Origin of the sequence: Infirmifilum sp. NZ (genome assembly GCF_022693705.1) — an archaeon.
Lineage (GTDB): Archaea > Thermoproteota > Thermoprotei > Thermofilales > Thermofilaceae > Thermofilum.
On sequence record NZ_CP094288.1, the window covers coordinates 22,464 to 40,463 of the forward strand.

The following is an 18,000-nucleotide window of genomic DNA, read 5'->3' on the forward strand; positions in this document are numbered from 1 at the left end:
GTAGCTCGCATCCAGGGCTGGTCACATAAACCCCGGGTAGCTGAAGGGGTTGCCTCCAGCGATACCTCACTCGGCTCGAGCTCACCGAGGGTATATTTACCGGCGCGAGCATCGGTAGTAGTGGTATGGAGCAGGCCGACTTCATCCGCGACGCTAGGCGGCTTGTAGAGGTGCTCGACAGGGTTGTGGTTGGCTACAGCGTTGAGAAGAGGGTTGTCCTCGCCAGCCTGCTGGCCAACGGCCACGTCCTCCTCGAGGGCCCTCCCGGCATCGCGAAGACCACGCTTGCGAAGGCGCTTGCAAGGGCGTTCGGGCTCCTCGACAGCAGGGTCAGCATCGGGGGAGTGGAGTACAGGGGCTTCTCTAGGATACAGTTCACCCCGGACCTCCTCCCGTCGGACGTCACCGGGAGCCTCGTCTACAACCCGGTTACACGCGAGTTCGAGCCCCGACTGGGCCCCATATTCGCGTACATAGTGCTGGTGGACGAGGTCAACCGCGCGACGCCTAGAACCCAGAGCGCGCTCCTGGAGGCGATGCAGGAGAGGCAGGTCACGATCGGCGGCAGAACCTACCCCCTTGAGGACAGGAAAGCGGGCAAGTTCTTCGCCGTCCTGGCGACCCAGAACCCGGTTGAGCAGGAGGGCACGTACCCCCTGCCGGAGGCCCAGCTCGACAGGTTCATCACCCGCGTGGTCTTCCCCTACCCGAGGGCGCTCGAGGAGGAGAAGAGCATCCTGAGGCTTCACGCGCAGAGACTCTCAGAGCCCCTGGAGGACCTCGAGTCGATCCTCGACCCCAAGTGGCTCCACGCGGCTCAGAGCTTCGTGGCGGAGCAGGTGGCGGTGCAGGACGACGTGCTCGACTACGTCTCGCAGCTGGTCCGCTTCACGAGGCCGGAGGTCAGCGCCACCGCGAGGGAGTTCTTCGAGCTCGGCGCGAGCCCCAGGGCGGGAATAGCGCTGCTGCGCGTGGCTAAGGCGTGGGCTATGCTTGAGGGGAGGACCGTCGCCACGAGGAGGGACGTCGATGCCGTGGCGTTCCCCGTCCTGAACCACAGGGTAATACCGAAGCTCGACAGGGTTATCGAGGCCGAAGAGGCCGTGGGCCGCTACAGCGCGAGGTACGAGGCCACACGGCGGGGGCTGGAGGAGATCATGAAGAGCATCCGCGCGCTGTGACTCTCGTTCTTCTTATAAGACTGGCGAATAGGAGCCTCAGTCTCGTCGAATCTTCTCGAGGTCTTTAGCTCGCTGATTCGCTGGTGCCTTGCCGCTTCGAAAAGGCGCAGGGAAAAGTTTATACGTGCATGCATGCACTTTTAACATGTGACGGTGAAGACCATAACGATATCGCTGGAGGCTTACGAAGCCCTGCTGCGGGAGAAGAAACCGGGGGAGAGCTTTTCGGATGTGATACTCAGGCTTGTGAAGAGTAGCGGCGATATAATGGAGCTTGCAGGCCGCTGGAGTGATATCAGCGATGAGGCCCTTGAAGCCTTCCTTAGGAACGTTAGGGAAAGGTGGAGAGAGTGGAGAAGTACGCGCTAGACACTGATTTCTTAGTGGAGTTCCTGAGGGGTCGTAGCCCCGCAGTCACGCTGATGGCCAAGCTGAGGGAATCAGGCTACCTGGCTACCACCGTGATCAACGCTTTTGAGCTCTACTGGGGTGCTTATAAGTTCAATGGTAAACGGGCGGAAGACGTCAGAAAACTCCTTAGACGGATGGTGGTACTAAACATGGATGAGAGAATAGCTGAGAAAGCTGGGGAGGAAATAGCATACCTGGAGCAAATGGGTCTGCCTGTAGACGTAAGGGATCTTTTCACTGGCGTGATCTCAAGGGAGCACGGCTACGCGATCATTACGGGCAATGAGGAACACTTCAAAAGGATACGAGGGTTGAGGGTTATAAACTGGAGGAGCCTCGAGCCCGATGCGCGCCCATAGCAATTCCAACGGAGAATCTTCTCTCTGAGCCAATGTTGGAGACCTGACAGTCGCCGGTTGCAACCTCGCAGACCAGAGCCTTTTTCTACGACTATGCTGGGCTGTGACGTGAGAAGGCAGTGGTCACGACGCGCGGGCATAAGCGTGCTTGAGCTATAAGCTAAACCGGAGTACTCCGGCCAGTAAGGGGTAAGATAGGACAAGTGTAGCCCAATGATAGTGGTGTGGTAAGGCTTATAGCGGTTCTGCGCCTTACTTTGTTCGGGGATGAGGAAGAGACGATCTGAAGTGTGATGACATCATCTAACACTGATGCTCTTCTGCGCGTCAAGTATTTAGCGCCTCCCCACCCAACTCACTGCGTGAAAGTCCTCATACTCGACCTCGACAGGACGCTTTGGAGCCACCACGACGTGACCACAACCGTTCCCCCGTACAGGAGGGTCTCGGAGGACGCGGTCGTCGACTCCCGGGGCGACGTGATCAGGCTCAACCCCTGCGCCAAGGACCTACTCGAGCTCGCCAAGTCGATGGGGGTGAAGCTGGCGGTCGCCAGCTGGAACAGCCCCGACAAAGCGCTCCAGGCTCTTGAGGCGCTCGGCTTGAGCGGGTGGTTCGACGTCGTGGTGGTGGAGCCGCACCCCAACAAAGACCGGATGATCCGGAAGATACTGAAGGCGCTCAGGCTGGCCCCACAGGACGCCGTCTTCGTCGACGACAACCCGGCGATCTGCGACCTCGTGAAGAGGAGCCTCCCCGAGGTGAACGTCCTGAACATCGGCGCTGACGTGGAGAGCCTCTGCGAGGTGAAAACGCTCCTCGAGCGAAATCAACAATAGCCGCCCCGCGCACCGTTTAGCCGTGGGCTGCGCGCTCAAGTGCCCCAAGTGCGGCCGCGAGTACGAGCTAGGGGCCCGGGTCTGGAGGTGCGAGTGCGGGTCACCGCTCCAGGTCCTCTGCGATCCCTTCCAGTTCAAGCCCGCGGTGGGCGTGAGGGGCATGTGGAGGTACAGGGCCTCGCTGCCCTTGGTGGAGGGGGCTGAGCCGGTCACGCTCGGCGAGGGGGGCACGCCTGTCGTGAGGCTGGACGTTTCGGGCGTGAGGCTCCACCTCAAGCTCGAGTACCTCAACCCCACGGGCTCGTTCAAGGACAGGGGCTCCAGCCTGGCCCTGACCAACCTCAAAGCCTCAGGCGTCACCGAGGTAGTCGAGGACAGCTCGGGTAACGCGGGCGCCTCGATCTCCGCCTACTCCGCGGCAGCGGGTGTTAGGTGCAGGGTCTACACGCCAGCGTCGGCACCCCAAGGCAAGAAGCTCCAGGTGAGGCTCTACGGGGCCAACTTAATAGAGGTCCCCGGGGACCGCGGTGAGGCCGCGAGGCGCGCGCTGGGCGAGCTCGCTGGGGCGTTCTACGCGAGCCACCTCTGGAGCCCCTTCTTCCCAGAGGCGAACGCCACGATAGCCTACGAGTTCTACGAGGAGGTAGGCGTACCCAACGCGGTCGTCGCCCCCGTGGGCAGCGGCGGGCTCATCCTGGGGATACACCTCGGCTTCAGGCGGCTGAGCGAGAACGGCTACGCCGACGCGGCGCCTAGGCTCTACGGGGTGCAGTCGGCCACGAACCCCGTGCTCTACGAGGCCCTGTACGGCAGGAGGTACGAGAAACCCGAGCTCGAGGTCGTGGCCGAGGGGGTGATGGTCCGGGAGCCTCCCCGGCTAGAGGAGGTCGTCGAGAGCATAAGGGGGAGCGGTGGGGGAGTCGTCGTGGTCGGCAAGGAGGAGGTGGCTGAGGGCCTCAGATTCTTAGCTAAGCGCGGCTTGCTCGTGGAGCCGACGAGCGCGACCGTCATCCCAGCAGTGGTGAGGCTCGTAGAGGAAGGCCTAGTAGACAGGGGGGAGAGCATCCTAGCCCCGCTCACGGGCTCCGGCCTCAAGGCCCTCGACAGGGTCGAGAGCCTCCTGAGGGAAGCGGTGGGGAAGCCGTAGCCTACAGGGAGCGGCGCGGGGAGGTTAAGTTTAAGTCCCGGGAAAGGCTTAAGCTTATAGAAAGAAGAGCGGTATGCCCGTGGCCCTCCTAGCCCCAAGGCTCAGGCTAGCTAGGCTCAAGCTGGCCAGCGTGCTCAGCGGCGAGCTAGCCGGGGAGAAGCCCCTCGTCGCGCTACCCTACCCGCGCGAGGCTGAGAAGCCGCTGAACCTCTACGCGAAGGGGCTGATCGACTGGCCCAGGCTCAAGCTCGCGCTACGAGACATCTACGGCGACTTCTACAGGAGCTGGCTCTGGACCGAGGAGCCGCTCATCAGGGCCCTCCCCCTCGCGGAGGCGAGGGTCAAGTGCTACGGGGCCAGCCACTCGGAGCAGGTGAAGAGGGGGGCGACCTTGCCGTTCTGGCCTTCAGGGCCCGGGTCAGGGGCGAGGTGGATCTCGAGGAGTGGAGGAGGCTCCTGGAGGGCAGGCCGAGCCTCGACCCAGGCCTCTACGACGCCGTTGTCTCATCAACGCCGATAGAGGGGTTTGAGAGCAGGGAGGTCTGGGGCCTCCCCTACCCTCCCAGCGAGACCCTCGGCTCAGAGCCCCTGACGCGGGAGGCGGTGCAGGAGTACGTCGACTACCTCTTCAACTACGTCGTGAGGTCCAGGAACCTGGACGAAGCGTACCTGAGGTGGCTGGAGGAGCGCAGAGGCGCCAAGGCCCGGGACCTGTGGGAGCTCCTCGAGCGGAGCAAAGCCGACCTCTAGCCCGAAACGACACGCCTCAAGGCATAGCCTGCTGATTTCGCGATCAAAGGCTTTACGTATTTTGGCAACATTGCATCGTTAGCAAAAAGCTAAAATAAACCTAAAGCCATTAAGCACTGGGAGCTGGATAAGGATAGCTCGTTTCAAAGGCCGCCTAAGTATCCAATCTTCCGCTTTAGTTTAATTAAATTAACTCCATTCATTTGAGGAACATTATCTCCTTCACGGATTCTCCGGTAAAAGTACAACTCCAAGCGGAGGATGATTAAAAAATGGAAATAAAATTCGGCATTAAATGATACAAAGTAAAAAAGATTATCCTGCGAGCCCGGACCTAGTGCTCGATAACCATGAAGGCATGGCTGAGAGTGTTCCTTGAGCAGCTGAAGACCCCCGCAGTACTTGCCCTGCTAATCTCACTTGTGCTCGCAGCCACTTTGGGTGTTGCCGACCCGAAGAACGACCCGTTTCCGATTCCGAAGTGAAAGTTTTAAATACTGGTTTTTCTTTTGTTTTTTGGCTGATGGGAATGGTTGTTAGGGTTGACGTTAAGAGGCTACTTTACGCGCTTCCCCACTCTAGGACTCTGCGCGAGCTAGCCAGGAACGCTAAGGTGTCTCACACGGCTGTGAGGCGCGTTGTAAAAGAGCTCTCGAAGGATGGCTCCTTCAGGGTGATAACCGACGACAGCTTCTACAACCTGACGAAGTTAGTGGCCTTCGTAGACAAGGTCCCCGAGAGGCTTCCATTCGGCACCACGGGCGTCAGGCTCTTCAACTCCCTCGAAGGCAGGAAGATTGGCGTCTTCGCGTACCTCCCCAGGCCCCTCGCAGAGGACTACATCAGGAGCCTTTCCGAGGAGGCTCACGTGCTCGAGTGGTTCGCCTCAACAGACTACGTAGCCTGGCTACCACACCCGGAGCTGGAATCCATAGCGCCGAGGGACTTCGACTCCCTGGTGGACAGGGCCCACGAGCTCATACCCCCCAGGACCAACCTCAGGCCCCTCCCGATGCTGGACCAGATCGATTTGGTGTTGCTGTGGGGGAAGTTGCTGCTAGGCCCGTTCGCGAGGCCCACCGAGATATACAACAGGCTGCTCGCGGAGGGGGAGAAGGTTGAGGCTCCGTCGAAGCAGGTGCTCAGCTACCACTACCGCGTCCACATCCAGCCAGGCTGGAGGTACAACACATACTTCAAGTACACAAGCCACGAAGAGCTCCCATTCACCGCATACTACATGAAAGGCAAAGAAGCCGAGAAGGTAGCCAGAGCGCTGGCGCTACTACCCAGGCTAGGGATGTCCATCATCGGCCAAGGCAAAGCACTCTACCTAGGCCAGCCGCTATGCGCATACCACCCACTCCTCGTCGAAATCCCACAGACGTACGTCGTCGAGCCCCTAACAATGTACATGAAACTAGACCTATACACGGATGTTCCCAGGCTTTGGAAGCTACTAGACCCAGAGACCAAGCGCTGGCGCTGGGTCGAGGAGAAGATCCCGGTCAAAGCGCAGAGCCAGTAGCTCTCCCAATTCCTATTTTTAGCTTTGGGTTCAGGCAACTTCGTTTTGTTTTTGGGCACGCAACGGTTCTAGCATCCCTGCTTTGAGCCCGTTGTAGCCACTAGGGTCAGGAGGGAGGCTGGAGCTGGGTTTTTCCGTAGCGGTGTGGATACTAAAGTATAATAGTGGCCTGCGAGGATGGGTTCACGAGCTTAGATGGGTATCGCTTACCCCAGGTACGAGGAGCTTGAGAGCCGCAGGCCTTTGGCCACGATAGCGCTCGTCGCCATCAACACGCTCGTTTACCTCGCGACATCTGTGGGCAACGGGTTCCTCGCCGTGGAGGACCAGTGGGTTCAGTCGCTCGCCTTTGTCCCCGCCTTCATCATGAAGCCCAGCCAGCTCTACAGGGTTTTCACCAGCATGTTCCTTCACGCGAACCTGGCGCACATATTCTTCAACATGCTGTACCTGTACGCCTTCGGGAGGCAGGTCGAGGCTGCTCTGGGATCCAAGCGCTACCTGGCGCTCTACTTTCTCAGCGGCGTCTTCGCCACGGTTTTCCACACCGCGTACATACCCATCGAGGGGGCCTCCTCCGCCTTCGTCCCCGCGCTCGGGGCCAGCGGGGCAATAAGCGGCGTTTTGGGCGCGTACCTGCTCCTCTTCCCAGGCACGAGGCTCACCATGTGCTTCTTCTACTTCTTCATACCCCTGTGCTTTACCACCCGCGCCGCAGCGTACATAATATTCTGGTTCGCCACCCAGATCCTTCAGGGCTACCTGGGCGCGAGCCTCGGCGTCGCGGTGTTCGCCCACGCGGGCGGCTTCATAGGGGGCATCGCCCTACTCCCGCTCGTCGTAAATCGCGAGAGGCTGGGCTTGCTCAGAGTCTACGCGTCCATGAGGCGCTTCTTCTACAACGTCTTCTTCGTCAAGCCAGGGCTCGGCGGAGCCGCTAAGGCCATCATTGTGCTCCTCATCGCCCTCACGGCGGCCGGAGCCGTCTACTCGGCTTACGCTGGGGCCTCGGCCGGCGGTGTCAACAAGATCCTGGACTTCAGCGTGATGGAGTGCACCTCGGCCTGCACGGGCGTCTACGACAACGAGAGCGTCATCGTGCAACTGAACGGCGGGAAGCTGGACTACAGCCCCATCTCAACAGATAGCGTCAGAGTCGTCTTCAACAGGCTGAACGCTGCGGGCCTCGTGTACAGCAAGGCGTACCAGGGGCAGAGCGTGACGGTGAAGCTCGCCACCACCAGGAGCGTCCAGGGGATACCCGTTAAGATAAGCATCAACGGCTCCCTCACGTTCGACAAGTACGGCTTGCTTGATTCAGGGGCCGGGACCGTGACAACGGAGGTCCTGCGCTGCGACCCTCTCACGGGCGCGTGCACCAAGGGCCAGGTTTTGACCTACAGCTTCCTTGTCACGACCTCTGCGAGCATGGAGGGCTTCGAAGGAATACCTATCTCCCAGCTAGCGCTCCTATCCCTGCTCGGATCCCTCGCATCGATCGCCGTCGTCTGGCAGGCGGAGAAGTACGAGATCCTGGGAGAGGCTGCATTTCCTTAAATCAACTGGGCCGGCGTTTTAAAGCTTTTTAACAAACGCTTTACTTAATTTTCGGGTTCGAGAGTAAAGCACATAAGAACTCCTCGCGTCATGCGGCTGAGGGTACTTCCGGTGGGGGTCGTTGAAGCCACTGCTACCAGAGCAAGTCCTTGCCACGCTGGGCTCCTCCCCAGCTGGGCTCTCCTGGGAGGAAGCCAAGAGGAGGCTCTCGCAGTACGGCCCAAACCTGCTCCTCGCGGAGAGGAGGAGGTGGAGGAGCCTTAAAAGGTTCCTTAAGCACTTAACGGACCCTCTCTCCCTGCTCCTCATAATCGCGGCTATCTTATCCTTCATAATAGGCTCATCCCAGCTCGGCTTCGCCATCCTCGCGCTAACTCTGCTCAACTCCCTCCTCAACACGCTCCAGGAGTGGCGCGCCGAGAAGGCCCTCGAGAAGCTCAAAGCCTGGGTGCCCGCCTACGCGAAGGTCCTCAGGGACGGGGAGCCAGCACTAGTGCACGTCAGCGAGATTGTGCCGGGCGACGTGATACTGGTCGAGGAGGGGGACCGCGTGCCGGCGGACGCGGTCCTGCTGGAGGCCCACGACCTCTGGGTGAGCAACATACCCCTCACGGGCGAGGCTGCGCCCCAGCCGAAGTACGTCGACGGCCTGGAGGAGGAGTACTCGTCCTACCTCGAGATGCCCAACGTGATACTGGCAGGGACAACCGTGGTCAGGGGTAGCGGGAAGGCCGTGGTCTTCGCCACGGGACCCAGGACGATGTTCGGCGACATCGTCAAGCTCGCGGAGGAGGTCGAGGAGGAGGAAAGCCCCCTCGAGCGCGAGATCGCGTCCCTTGCGAGGTACACCTTCGCGGTGGCGATGGTTGTCGGCCTTGCCTTCTTCGCGGCGAGCCTCTTGCTCCTGCACCAGCCCGTCTACGACAGCATGCTCTTCATGATCGGCGTCATGACCTCCCTGGTCCCCGAGGGCCTGCAGATCACGGTGTCGATGGCCCTCGCGCTCGCGGTTCTCGACATGGCCCGGAGGAACGTCCTCGTGAAGAGGCTCTCGGCGGTCCAAACCCTGGGCAGCGTGACGGTTATCGGGACGGACAAGACGGGGACGATAACCAAGGGGGAGATGGTCGTCTCCAGGGTTTGGGTCTACGACAGGGACTACGAGGTCACCGGCAACGGGTACGAGCCCGTAGGGGAGTTCCTCCTAAACGGCTCAAGGGCCGACAGGAGCGACTCCGCGCTCCAGAAGCTCCTCGAGGCAGCCGCCCTCTCCTCCAACTCCCACCTCCAGCCTCCGCAGAGGGAGGGTGAGCCCTGGCGCGTGATAGGCGACCCGACCGACGGGGCGATAATTGTCGCGGCGCTGAAGTACGGGGTCGACAGGGACATGCTCCTGGAAGAGTACAAGCTGAAGTACCGGAAGCCGCTGGACCCCGTCAAGAAGACGATGTACAGCGTGTACGAGAAAGGAGGCGCAACATACCTGTTCCTCAAGGGGGCACCCAGGGGGGTCCTGAACTCCTCAACGCACATCCTCGTGGACGGAGGGGTCAGGCCCCTCGACGGGCCGCTGAAGGCCAGGGTTGAGGAGAAGATACGCGAGTACGGGGAAGCTGGCTTGCGCGTTATAGGCGTGGCTTTCGGCTCGAACACGGAGGAGGACTCGAACCTCGTGTTCCTGGGGCTCATAGGCATAGCAGACCCCCTGAGGCCCGAGGTCCCCGAGTTCGTCGCTAAGGCCAAGAGGGGAGGGATCAAGATAGTGATACTGACCGGCGACTACGGCCCCACGGCTATGTCCATCGCGGTGAAGGCTGGCATCGTGGGGGAGAACGCCCGGGTGATCAGGGGCGTCGACCTTGAGAGCATGAGCGAAGAGGAGCTGGCGAGGATACTGCGGGAGGAGGAGGTCGTGTTCTCGCGCCTCACGCCGGAGCAGAAGCTCAGGGTGCTGAGGGTGTTGAAGAAGAACGGCGAGGTGGTGGCTATGATAGGCGACGGCGTCAACGACGCGCCCTCGCTCAAGGAGGCCGACGTGGGCGTCGCGATGGGCGTCACCGGTACAGACGTGGCCAGGGAGGTCGCGGACGTCATCCTGCTGGACGACAGCTTCGCCTCGATCGTGAAAGGCATCGAGGCCGGGAGAGCGATATTCGACAACATAAAGAAGTTCGTAACCTACGTCTTCGCCCACAACTGGGCAGAGCTCCTCCCATTCCTGGCCTTCATAACAGCCAGGATACCCCTCCCCCTCACCGTCACCCAGGTGCTCGCCATAGACCTCGGCATCGACGTCCTCCCATCCGTCGCCCTGAGCAGGGAGCCGCCCGAGGAGGGCGTAATGGAGGAGCCGCCGCGGAGCAAGACCGAGAGGCTTTTCGACAAGAGAGTGCTCCTCAGGTCCCTAGCGGTCGGGCTCGTCGCGGCAACGCTCGCGCTCCAAGGTTGCCTCCAGGCCTGGCGGCAGGGAGGCTGGTCGCCGCGCCTCAGCCTGGACCCGGAGAGCCCCGTGTACCTCAAAGGCGTGACGATGACCTTCGCCGGGATCGTGCTCGCCCAGATGGGCAACCTCGTCGCCTCGAGGAAGAGGAAGGGCTTCCCCCTCGAGCCGGGCCTCCTCAAGGACAGGTGGATCCTCCTCAGCCTCCTGGCCCAGCTCCTCGTGCTGGTCGCGATAGTCTACGCCCCTCCCCTCCAGCTCGTATTCCAGACCTACCCCCTGGGGCTACAGGACTGGCTGAACCTGGCCTACATACCGGCCGCGGTCATCGCGGTAAACTACGCCCTCAGGAAGGCTGGCCTCTAGCTGTCCGGCGATAACCCGAGGAGGTCTCCCAGCCTGTCGTAGTAGAGGAGCAACAGCGGCAGTGGGATGGTACCCGGCCCCGAGGCCTGCAGCGCAGCGGTGTAGACGGCTACTCTCCCCACTCTCCTGAGGCGCTCGGAGTCTCTGGACTTCACCTCGAACCCCACACCCAGCTCGGGGACCACGATGTCGACCTCGAACCCGTCGCGCCAATAGCCAACCCTGTACGCCCTGGCGATGTGCTCAGCCACAACAGCCTCGAGAACCGCGCCTTCTTCAGGCTGCCGCACACCGGCCCACCTCGACACCACGCGGTAGAGGAGGGGGTCGACGAAGTGGACTTTCCGCTCCTTCCTGACGTCCTCGACGAGCCGTGAGACATCCACGTAGAGGAGGCTGCGCGCGAGGAACAGCTTCTCAAAGAGGTCGATGTACGACAAAACCACCTTGTGCGACCTGAGGCCGTACTCCCTCGCGACACTGTTTAAGCTGAAGGCATTCGGCGCCTTCTCCACGATCGCCCTCGCAACCCTCTTCGCGAAGACCTCGCTTCGCCTGAGCCTGTTCAAGTCGAAAACAATGGAGTTCAGCAGGTCTCGCTCGAAACCCGTGTCGACAACACCCTTGGACAGGCACGAGACGACGCTCCTTGGGAAGCCCCCGCACTCGAGGTACCTCTCAAGCAGCTCCTCCAGGACGCCGAGCCAGCCTAGAAGGTCGCTGGGGCTAGAGGTCACTGGGACGTCGCTCCTCGCGACCCCGACGAAGTCGCGGAAGCTCAGAGGCGTCAAGAGGAAGTCCCTCCCGAGGCCCCTTCTCCCCGGGAAGGCCTCGAGCTCCCTCCTCGCGACCATCGAGAGCGAGCCCGTCGCCACAACCACGTCGCTTGAAAGCAACCCGCGGTCGATCAGGCTCTTGACAGCCCTGAACCACTCCCTCGGGTACGTCACCTCGTCCAGCAGGATGACGGAGCTCCTCACCCCCCAGCTGGACCTGAGCCTCAAGTACCCCCTGAGCACCTCCTCGAGCTCCCGGTAATCCCCCAGCATGTCGCAGCTGTAGTAGAAGATCGCCCTCGGATCCCACCCCCTCCCGAGGAGCTCCCTTACGAGAAGCTTCAGGAGCGTCGTCTTCCCGACCTGCCTCGGGCCGAAGAGGAAGTGCAGCGAGAAAGGCTTCAACGCGCCCATAATCTCGTGGAGCAGCGGCGGGACCCACCTGACCGGGCTCTCCACCCACCTTCGGATATCGTAGTCCTCGTCCAGCTTTCCGGCCCCCCTCCACCACGGGTTAAACTCCTCCATACTCTTGGAATTCTCAATTCCAACACCTATATAAACTCTTGGAATCCAGGATTCCAAGAACATGTGTGGTCGCTGGCCTCGGAGGCTGGGTGGGGCTGAGCCGAGGCCTTTCCGCTAACGTGCGGGGCCGGAGCGCGTCAAAACATTATTAGTAGCCTGAGCGCTGAAGCCTGTGGGGCTCATGGGGCACACTTTCGCCGACGTCAGGCTCAGGCCGCGCCTGGCGTCATCTGCCCCCCTCATTGGTCTGGAGGGCCCCCTTGCGGGGTGTCATGGGTCGCCCATTTCGGGGCGGGCCGCCGTGCTAGGCGGCCTTTTAGCCCGCGTTGCCGCGGGCACATCCCCTCCTCGCGCCGCGCGCGGCACCCGCCAGACGGCTCTCCGCCGGGGCGGGAACTGGTGCTGGGGCCTTTCTCTCCGTTTGCTTCGGGAAGCTCCGCGAGCCGTGCACCAGTGCTCGTGGGTGGCTCTGGAGCCACTGGCTTAGGGCTTCGAGCTGTTTTGTTGCTTTGCAAACCTTCAGGAAGAGCTTGGTCGCGTTGAAGGCCGCTGTCCAGTCCCTGCCGTAGACTAGGCCGCAGCGCTTGCACTTGTAGTATCTTCTCTGAACCTCCACCCCCTCTCTCCCGCAGAGGGGGCACCGCTTCCCACTGATGTTATTGTCAAGCTTGAACCACCTCGCTCCCTCGTAGAAGGCGAGGTTCTCCAGCCTCTCCGCCACCCTGAGCAGTGTCCTCTGCAGCTGCGAGCCTCTGAGGGACTCGGCCCGGGGCACGTCCACTACAATGACGACGGTGTAGCCCTGATCCCGCAGCTTTCTTATCAACGTTCTCAGCTCTCTGAGCACGCTACGAATCCAGTCGTCGTTGAGCTTCCTCACCTTCCTCAATGCCTGCCCCGCAATTCTCTCAGCCCTTTCCGGCGTGATGTTTATCTTCGCCCTGAGCTTCTCAGCGAGCCTCAAGGCCTCCTCCACAGCGTAGCCCCTCCCCTCTCTCTGCAGCCCCCTGACGTCCCTCCTCTCCCTGAACCTCTCTACGGCTTTACTCCAGCACTTAACCTTGGAGTAGCTGTGCATCAGCGCCGCGAGGAGCCGCAGTAGCATCGTGTTGGGCAACTTAAACACGCGCTGAACAACCAGCCTCACCTCGCCGTCGAACGCGAAGGCAAGGAGGTAGAGACCGTGAGAGCTGTTCACGTCCACCGCTATGACAGCCAGCTTGCCGTCACCGCCCCACCAAGCCGGCTTGACCACGCGGCGCGCCACTAGCCTCAGCCTGCCCCTGCTTGTGAGCTGCAGCGTCAGCTTGAAATCGGGAAAGCGCTCGACGTCCTCGAGCACCGCTCTGGTTAATGATGGCTTCAGCCTCACCGCGACGCCTGCACTGGGGACGCGTAGCTCGTTTCTCGAGACGTCGAGCACCGCAAGGGCGTCGCCTTTGCCGTGAAGCCTCTCGCCGTTGCTGACCACCCTTACGAGCAACGGCACCGGCGGTGGGGTGTACCTGCTACGCCTCTTAGACTTCCTCCTCGCCTCAGCGAGCATCTTGCACCACTCTCCCGCGTAGTAGAGCAGGCCCTTAGGCAGCCCAGCCAGCCTCGAAGCCTCCTCGATCAACTCCTCGCTGAACTTCTCAGGCCCCCTCCTGAACGCGTCGCCGTACTTCTTTTCAAGGTCCCTGCAGGCCTGCCTGACTGCGCTCGAAAGCCTCACGTACAGCCGTTGTAGGTTGCGAGCGTAAGGAAGGCTCCTAGCGCGGTCACTCCTCCCCACCGAGCAGATCGATGAGCTTGCCTGTTGTTACGAGGGTTGCGGCGAAGCTGAGGGCGAGCGCGAGGGAGAGTGGGAGGAGCTGGGACTGGACGAGGCTCCAGTAGGCGATGACGCCTACGCCCGGCGGTATGAACATGACGCTCATGTTCCTGACCAGGAACTCCGCCACGTCCTCGACGTCCTCAAGCTTCACCAGGCCGGAGAGCAACGCAAGCGTGAGGTAGAGCATGCCGAGGACGCTCCCTGGGATGGGCAGCTTGAGGAGGCCGCTGGTGAGCTCGCCGAGGAAGTAGAAGCCGAATATCAGGGCTAGGCCCTTGTACATGTCCACCAGTTTACACTTTCGGGCTCGGGCGTTAAGGCTGGCGTAATAACGTGTGAGAGTAAAAAGCGCGTGAAGCCTTAGCCGGGGCGGGGACTCACTTCACGTAGCCGTTCTCTCTATACCACTGGATGGTCTCCTGGAGGCCGGTCTTCAGCGTGTAGCGCGGTGAGTAGCCGAGCTCCCTCTTCGCCTTTTTGACGCTGTAGGCCCTGTCGACGGTGACGGAGTCGACTAGGGCTCTGCGGTGCATGATGTTGCCCTCCCGGGTTAGGGTGTCGTAGAGCTCGAGGGGGAGTAGCAGCGCCTTGGCGGCCCAGGGGGGTAGGCTCAGCCTGGGGGGCCCTCTGCCGGTTAGCTCGTGGAGTATGCTGTAGACCTCGTTGTAGGTGTACCACCTGTCCTCGCTGATGATGTAGGTGTTGCCCGCGGCGGCGTCCTTCTCGAGGGCTAGGAGGAAGCCCTGGACCACGTCCTTCACGTGGGCGAACTGCACGAGGTTGTTGCCTGAGCCGACCTTCACGAGGCTGGCTAGGCCCCCGTTCGCGTAGCTGGTTATGAACCAGTAGGCGACGTCGTCCACGTTCCTCGGGCCGTATATGCCTGACGGCCTGATGATCGTGTACTGCAGGCCCTCCCGCTCGAGGCCCTTGACGACGTTCTCGGCTCTGAGCTTCGACCTGCCGTACTCGAACTGGGGGTTGGGGGGTGTGCTCTCGTCGGCGGGCGGGTTCTTGACGGGGCCTATCGCCTCGGTGCTGCTGCAGTATATGAACCGCCTAACCCCCGCCTTCAGCGAAGCCCTTGCCACCCACTCGGTGCCCCTGACGTTCACGAGCTCGTAGAGCTCCTTCTTGCCGAAGAAGGTGTAGTAGGCCGCTAGGTGCACCACGGCGTCGACGCCCTTGACCGCGGGGCCGAGGGTCTCCGGCTGGGTTATGTCGCCGAAAGCCAGCTCGACGCCGAGCTCCCTGAGGAGGTCGGTCCTGCTGGTCTTCCTCACGAGGGCCCTGACGCTGTAGCCCCTCCTGACGAGCTCCTCCACGAGGTGGCCGCCGAGGAAGCCGCTAGCCCCGGTGACGAGCACTTTCACGGGCCCCTCACCCTCACGTAGGCCGTGTACGTGAAAGCCGTGGGGAGGTAGGAGCCGTCGTACGGCTCAGCTGGGGTGCGGAGGTAGCTCTCCCCGAGGGGCACGACGCGGTAGACGCCCAGCCTGTAGAGGTTCCTGAGGACCCAATCGAGCCTCTCCCTGCTCACGGCGACGGCGAGCGTCTGAACCCTGTCCACGCCTGCGTAGGCGGGGTTCCCGGGAAGGCTCGCGATGAGCCTGAGCGCCTGCTCCATGTTGTCCACGGCTACGATCTCGAGGAAGCGCCTCCTGACGTACAGCGGGATTAGAGAGCTCCGCGGCACCCTGCCGAGCGCGGACGAGCCCTCCGCGAGGACGAGGGTCCAGGGGTTCTTGGGGTTGTCGCTGGCCAGCACCCTCGCCCCGGCGAGCTCGAGCGTCCTGCGGAGGACGAAGAGGGGGTAGGGTATGCTGTCGAGGTGCATCGGGTACTCAGCCCCGACCCTGTCGAGGGCGTCGGCGAGCATCGCGGCGAACTCCCGCGCTTCCTTGGGGGTGCCGATGAAGGCCGCCTGCGTCGGGCTGCTGCAGAGCTGCTGCTCGTAGAGAACCACCTCGAGGGCGAGCTTCTCCGCCACCTCCCTCGACGCGCTCTCCCCGTCTACCACGGCGAAGCCGGTCATGGGGCCGTTTTGGACGAACCTGGGCCTGTTGGGGTTGGCGGCGACAGTCCTCGAGATGAGGGTCCTGCCGGGCTCTCCACCCCAGTAGTTGACGACGCCGAGGGGGGCCTGCTCCAGGAGCGCCTTGAGGGTTTTGCTCTCGTGCGGGAAGTACGCCACGAGGATGGCGCGCCTCAGGGGGTTGTCCTCAGGCAGGCCTAGTAGACCGGCGAGGGCCTCCGCCACGGCCCTGAAGTTCGCCAGCGAGGGTCGCAGGATGGTGAAGTTCCCGACGGCGAGCGAGGCTGTCGCTGGGATGAGCGGTGGTATCAGGGAGTTCCCCGAGCCTATTATAAGCGCGGGGCCTGCGGGCAGAGTCCTGACGTACTCGCCTGGGGCGACCCCGACGGGGGCCTCGAGGCTCGCTGCGCCGCCGATGATGGAGTGGTCGAGCATCCTCCTTATGTTCTCGGCGTTGAGCACCTCAAGGACGAACTCCAGCTCCATCTCCACTAGGGGCGGACTGTAGCCGGTGGCCTTGACCAGCTCCTCCTTCACCCAGCCGAGGTTGCCCGCGTCCAGCTTCTCGCGCCAGACCCTGCCCGCCTCCTCTATGCTCCTGAGCCTCTTCTCAAGGGGGGTGTCGGCGAGCTGGGACTGCAGGCTGGCCGCGCCCTCCAGGAGGGATCGGAGCCACTCCAGCTTGGGCTCGTAGATCTTGGTCCCCGCGTGCTCCACGGCTTCGAGGCTCGCGGGAGTCAGGGAGGGGTATAGGGGTATTAGGTGGTCGCTCATCCGACCCTAGCACCCCTGTAGATGAGCTCCTCCAGCGTCCCGCCGCAGGCGCGCTGGAGGCTCCAGCCCTCCTCCTCGGTAAGCCGCCGGACGTACACGAACTCCCTGCCGTAGTAGCGCTCCGAGGGCACCTGCTTCACAACGTCGCCGGGTATGAAGACCTCTAGCCAGGAGGTTGCCATAGGGTCGAAGATGAGTAGCAGGCCCTCCTTGCCGTCCTCCTGCATGGGCTTGTAGGTCTTGGGGTCAAGGAGCAGCACCTCCTGCAACGGGTGAGGGATCTTGTGCATGACGCCGTGCTTGTCGAGCAGGGCCGTTAGCGTCTCGGTCATTCCCAGGACGTCCATGAACGGCACCTCAACCTCATCCCCGGTGTCCGGGTGGCGGGCCTTGAAGACCTTCCTGGCCTCCCTGACGATGGCGTCGTAGTCGGGCACCTGGAAGCCCTTCGAGCCTCCCCCCGTAACGACGACCCCGCCCCTCCCCAGGTCGACTGGAGGGGCGCCGGCGAGGATCTTCGAGACTAGGCGCTTAGCTAGGCTCATGGAGGCGAACTGCTGAGTTAGGAGGTGCACGCCGGCCGGCGCTGAGAAGAACAGCTTGGGCTCGTCCCTGCTCTTCACGAACTCCAGGATCCTCTTCGTGTTCGGGACGAGCCTCTTCCACATCGGGCCTGAGCCCTGGTCGCCGACGAGGTCCATGCCGTAGAGGAGCCGTATGCCTTTGTACTGGAGCGCCAGGTCCACGAAGGCGACGAAGTTGAGGTGGTTTTTCAGCTCCTCAGCGGCCAGGAAGAGGGCTAGACCCTTCCCGCGCTCGAGCTCCCTCCCGTACACGTACTCGAACAGGTTGGCGTTCGCGACGGTCATCATCAGCAGCTCCAGGGGGCTCCTGTAGATCCTCACCGGCTCCTTGCCGCTCGTCCCGCTCGAGCGGAAGGTGAAGCCGCCCGGGTCGTGGTCGGGTATGAGAAAAGTCTTGAAGCCGTCGCCCCTCAGGAGGTCTGAGGGAACCGCCAGCTTGGCTAGGTCCTCGGTTTCGGCTGCGCTGGGTTCTATGCCCTGCGACTGGAAGAGCTTCTCGTAGAACTCGCTGTGCCTTGCGAAGAAGTCGAGGGAGCTTCTGAGGAGGTCCCTGCGGAGCTTAGCCAGGTAGTCGGGGCTCTTCTCGAAGAGGGACCTGTCCTGCGAGAGCTCCAAGAGGCGTTTAACGTGAGGGTCTTTCAGCAACCTGCTCTGCTCGGCCCGCGCCTTAATCTCCTCATAGGAGGGTAGAGACTCCATAGTGCCTTTATCATGCGTTACGTTCAATTAAGTTTTGTTTTTCGACGATTGCATATACAAGGGTGCAGCGACCTCGCTGAGCGTCGAGTAGACCTTAGGCCTGTGGGTCGTAGCCAGGGTTCGTAAAGCAAGACACGGGGGTGCACGGCGGGGCGCGAGGATTCAGGTTTCTGATTCGAAGTTCCCTTAAATCGAAGCCATGTAAAGCTG

The 18,000-nt window shown here is 62.0% G+C and carries 17 protein-coding genes; 11 read left to right on the plus strand and 6 right to left on the minus strand.

Annotated features, from left to right (window positions below; all coding sequences use genetic code 11):
- Positions 1-125: 125 nt before the first annotated feature.
- The 11 genes from MOV14_RS00155 (at position 126) to MOV14_RS00200 (ending at position 10,578) form a co-directional block, all read left to right on the plus strand.
- On the plus strand, positions 126-1,181 hold the full coding sequence (locus tag MOV14_RS00155; RefSeq protein ID WP_318537201.1) for an AAA family ATPase: 1,056 nt from the start codon (positions 126-128) through the stop codon (positions 1,179-1,181).
- A 147-nt stretch (positions 1,182-1,328) separates the two neighbouring features.
- Positions 1,329-1,550 (plus strand): antitoxin VapB family protein, encoded by a 222-nt coding sequence (locus MOV14_RS00160; protein ID WP_318537202.1) that lies wholly within the window; start codon positions 1,329-1,331, stop codon positions 1,548-1,550.
- Entirely contained in the window at positions 1,532-1,951 is a 420-nt protein-coding gene (locus MOV14_RS00165; RefSeq protein WP_318537203.1) for a type II toxin-antitoxin system VapC family toxin, read from the plus strand. The genes MOV14_RS00160 and MOV14_RS00165 overlap by 19 nt, the downstream gene beginning before the upstream one ends.
- Before the next feature lie 362 nt (positions 1,952-2,313).
- Positions 2,314-2,790 (plus strand): magnesium-dependent phosphatase-1, encoded by a 477-nt coding sequence (locus tag MOV14_RS00170; protein WP_318537204.1) that lies wholly within the window; start codon positions 2,314-2,316, stop codon positions 2,788-2,790.
- Positions 2,791-2,812: 22 nt separating this feature from the next.
- Entirely contained in the window at positions 2,813-3,937 is a 1,125-nt protein-coding gene (locus MOV14_RS00175) for a threonine synthase (protein ID WP_318537205.1), read from the plus strand.
- Positions 3,938-4,010: 73 nt separating this feature from the next.
- Positions 4,011-4,457, plus strand: a complete 447-nt coding sequence (locus MOV14_RS00180; protein ID WP_318537206.1) for a hypothetical protein — start codon at positions 4,011-4,013, stop codon at positions 4,455-4,457.
- Positions 4,367-4,687 carry a hypothetical protein gene (locus tag MOV14_RS00185; RefSeq protein WP_318537207.1) on the plus strand — a complete coding sequence of 107 codons (321 nt, stop codon included), beginning with the start codon at positions 4,367-4,369 and terminating at the stop codon, positions 4,685-4,687. The genes MOV14_RS00180 and MOV14_RS00185 overlap by 91 nt, the downstream gene beginning before the upstream one ends.
- Positions 4,688-5,037: 350 nt before the next feature.
- A complete protein-coding gene (locus MOV14_RS09910) occupies positions 5,038-5,172 on the plus strand; it encodes a hypothetical protein (RefSeq protein WP_326403745.1) in 135 nt (44 codons plus the stop codon).
- 38 nt (positions 5,173-5,210) lie between these two features.
- Positions 5,211-6,215, plus strand: a complete 1,005-nt coding sequence (locus MOV14_RS00190) for a hypothetical protein (protein WP_318537208.1) — start codon at positions 5,211-5,213, stop codon at positions 6,213-6,215.
- Between the two features lie 195 nt (positions 6,216-6,410).
- Positions 6,411-7,772 (plus strand): rhomboid family intramembrane serine protease, encoded by a 1,362-nt coding sequence (locus MOV14_RS00195; protein WP_318537209.1) that lies wholly within the window; start codon positions 6,411-6,413, stop codon positions 7,770-7,772.
- 121 nt (positions 7,773-7,893) lie between these two features.
- Positions 7,894-10,578 (plus strand): cation-translocating P-type ATPase, encoded by a 2,685-nt coding sequence (locus MOV14_RS00200; RefSeq protein WP_318537210.1) that lies wholly within the window; start codon positions 7,894-7,896, stop codon positions 10,576-10,578.
- On the opposite strand, the gene MOV14_RS00205 is transcribed toward MOV14_RS00200, so the two are convergent.
- The 6 genes from MOV14_RS00205 to MOV14_RS00230 all read right to left on the minus strand — a co-directional run bounded on the left by MOV14_RS00205 (position 10,575) and on the right by MOV14_RS00230 (position 17,790).
- Positions 10,575-11,882 (minus strand): ATP-binding protein, encoded by a 1,308-nt coding sequence (locus tag MOV14_RS00205; RefSeq protein WP_318537211.1) that lies wholly within the window; start codon positions 11,880-11,882, stop codon positions 10,575-10,577. The two genes, MOV14_RS00200 and MOV14_RS00205, sit on opposite strands and share 4 nt — an antisense overlap.
- Positions 11,883-12,198: 316 nt before the next feature.
- Positions 12,199-13,656 carry a transposase gene (locus MOV14_RS00210; RefSeq protein ID WP_318537212.1) on the minus strand — a complete coding sequence of 486 codons (1,458 nt, stop codon included), beginning with the start codon at positions 13,654-13,656 and terminating at the stop codon, positions 12,199-12,201.
- The gene (locus MOV14_RS00215; RefSeq protein WP_318538162.1) at positions 13,643-13,981 is read right to left on the minus strand and encodes a CidA/LrgA family protein; all 339 of its coding nucleotides are present in this window, start codon (positions 13,979-13,981) and stop codon (positions 13,643-13,645) included. The genes MOV14_RS00210 and MOV14_RS00215 overlap by 14 nt, the downstream gene beginning before the upstream one ends.
- 94 nt (positions 13,982-14,075) lie before the next feature.
- Complete coding sequence (locus tag MOV14_RS00220; protein WP_318537213.1) at positions 14,076-15,071, minus strand: NAD-dependent epimerase/dehydratase family protein; 996 nt, start codon at positions 15,069-15,071, stop codon at positions 14,076-14,078.
- Positions 15,068-16,507, minus strand: a complete 1,440-nt coding sequence (locus MOV14_RS00225) for an acyl-CoA reductase (RefSeq protein ID WP_318537214.1) — start codon at positions 16,505-16,507, stop codon at positions 15,068-15,070. Before MOV14_RS00225 ends, MOV14_RS00220 begins: the two co-directional genes overlap by 4 nt.
- Positions 16,504-17,790, minus strand: coding sequence for a hypothetical protein (locus MOV14_RS00230; protein ID WP_318537215.1), 1,287 nt, complete (start codon positions 17,788-17,790; stop codon positions 16,504-16,506). The genes MOV14_RS00225 and MOV14_RS00230 overlap by 4 nt, the downstream gene beginning before the upstream one ends.
- Positions 17,791-18,000 lie beyond the last annotated feature (210 nt).

Coding starts and splice junctions, on each gene's coding strand:
- MOV14_RS00155 (WP_318537201.1), top strand. CDS start 126: ATGGAGCAGGCCGACTTCATCCGCGACGCTAGGCGGCTTGTAGAGGTG.
- MOV14_RS00180 (WP_318537206.1), top strand. CDS start 4,011: ATGCCCGTGGCCCTCCTAGCCCCAAGGCTCAGGCTAGCTAGGCTCAAG.
- MOV14_RS09910 (WP_326403745.1), top strand. CDS start 5,038: ATGAAGGCATGGCTGAGAGTGTTCCTTGAGCAGCTGAAGACCCCCGCA.
- MOV14_RS00190 (WP_318537208.1), top strand. CDS start 5,211: ATGGGAATGGTTGTTAGGGTTGACGTTAAGAGGCTACTTTACGCGCTT.
- MOV14_RS00195 (WP_318537209.1), top strand. CDS start 6,411: ATGGGTATCGCTTACCCCAGGTACGAGGAGCTTGAGAGCCGCAGGCCT.
- MOV14_RS00205 (WP_318537211.1), bottom strand. CDS start 11,882: ATGGAGGAGTTTAACCCGTGGTGGAGGGGGGCCGGAAAGCTGGACGAG.
- MOV14_RS00215 (WP_318538162.1), bottom strand. CDS start 13,981: ATGTACAAGGGCCTAGCCCTGATATTCGGCTTCTACTTCCTCGGCGAG.
- MOV14_RS00225 (WP_318537214.1), bottom strand. CDS start 16,507: ATGAGCGACCACCTAATACCCCTATACCCCTCCCTGACTCCCGCGAGC.
- MOV14_RS00230 (WP_318537215.1), bottom strand. CDS start 17,790: ATGGAGTCTCTACCCTCCTATGAGGAGATTAAGGCGCGGGCCGAGCAG.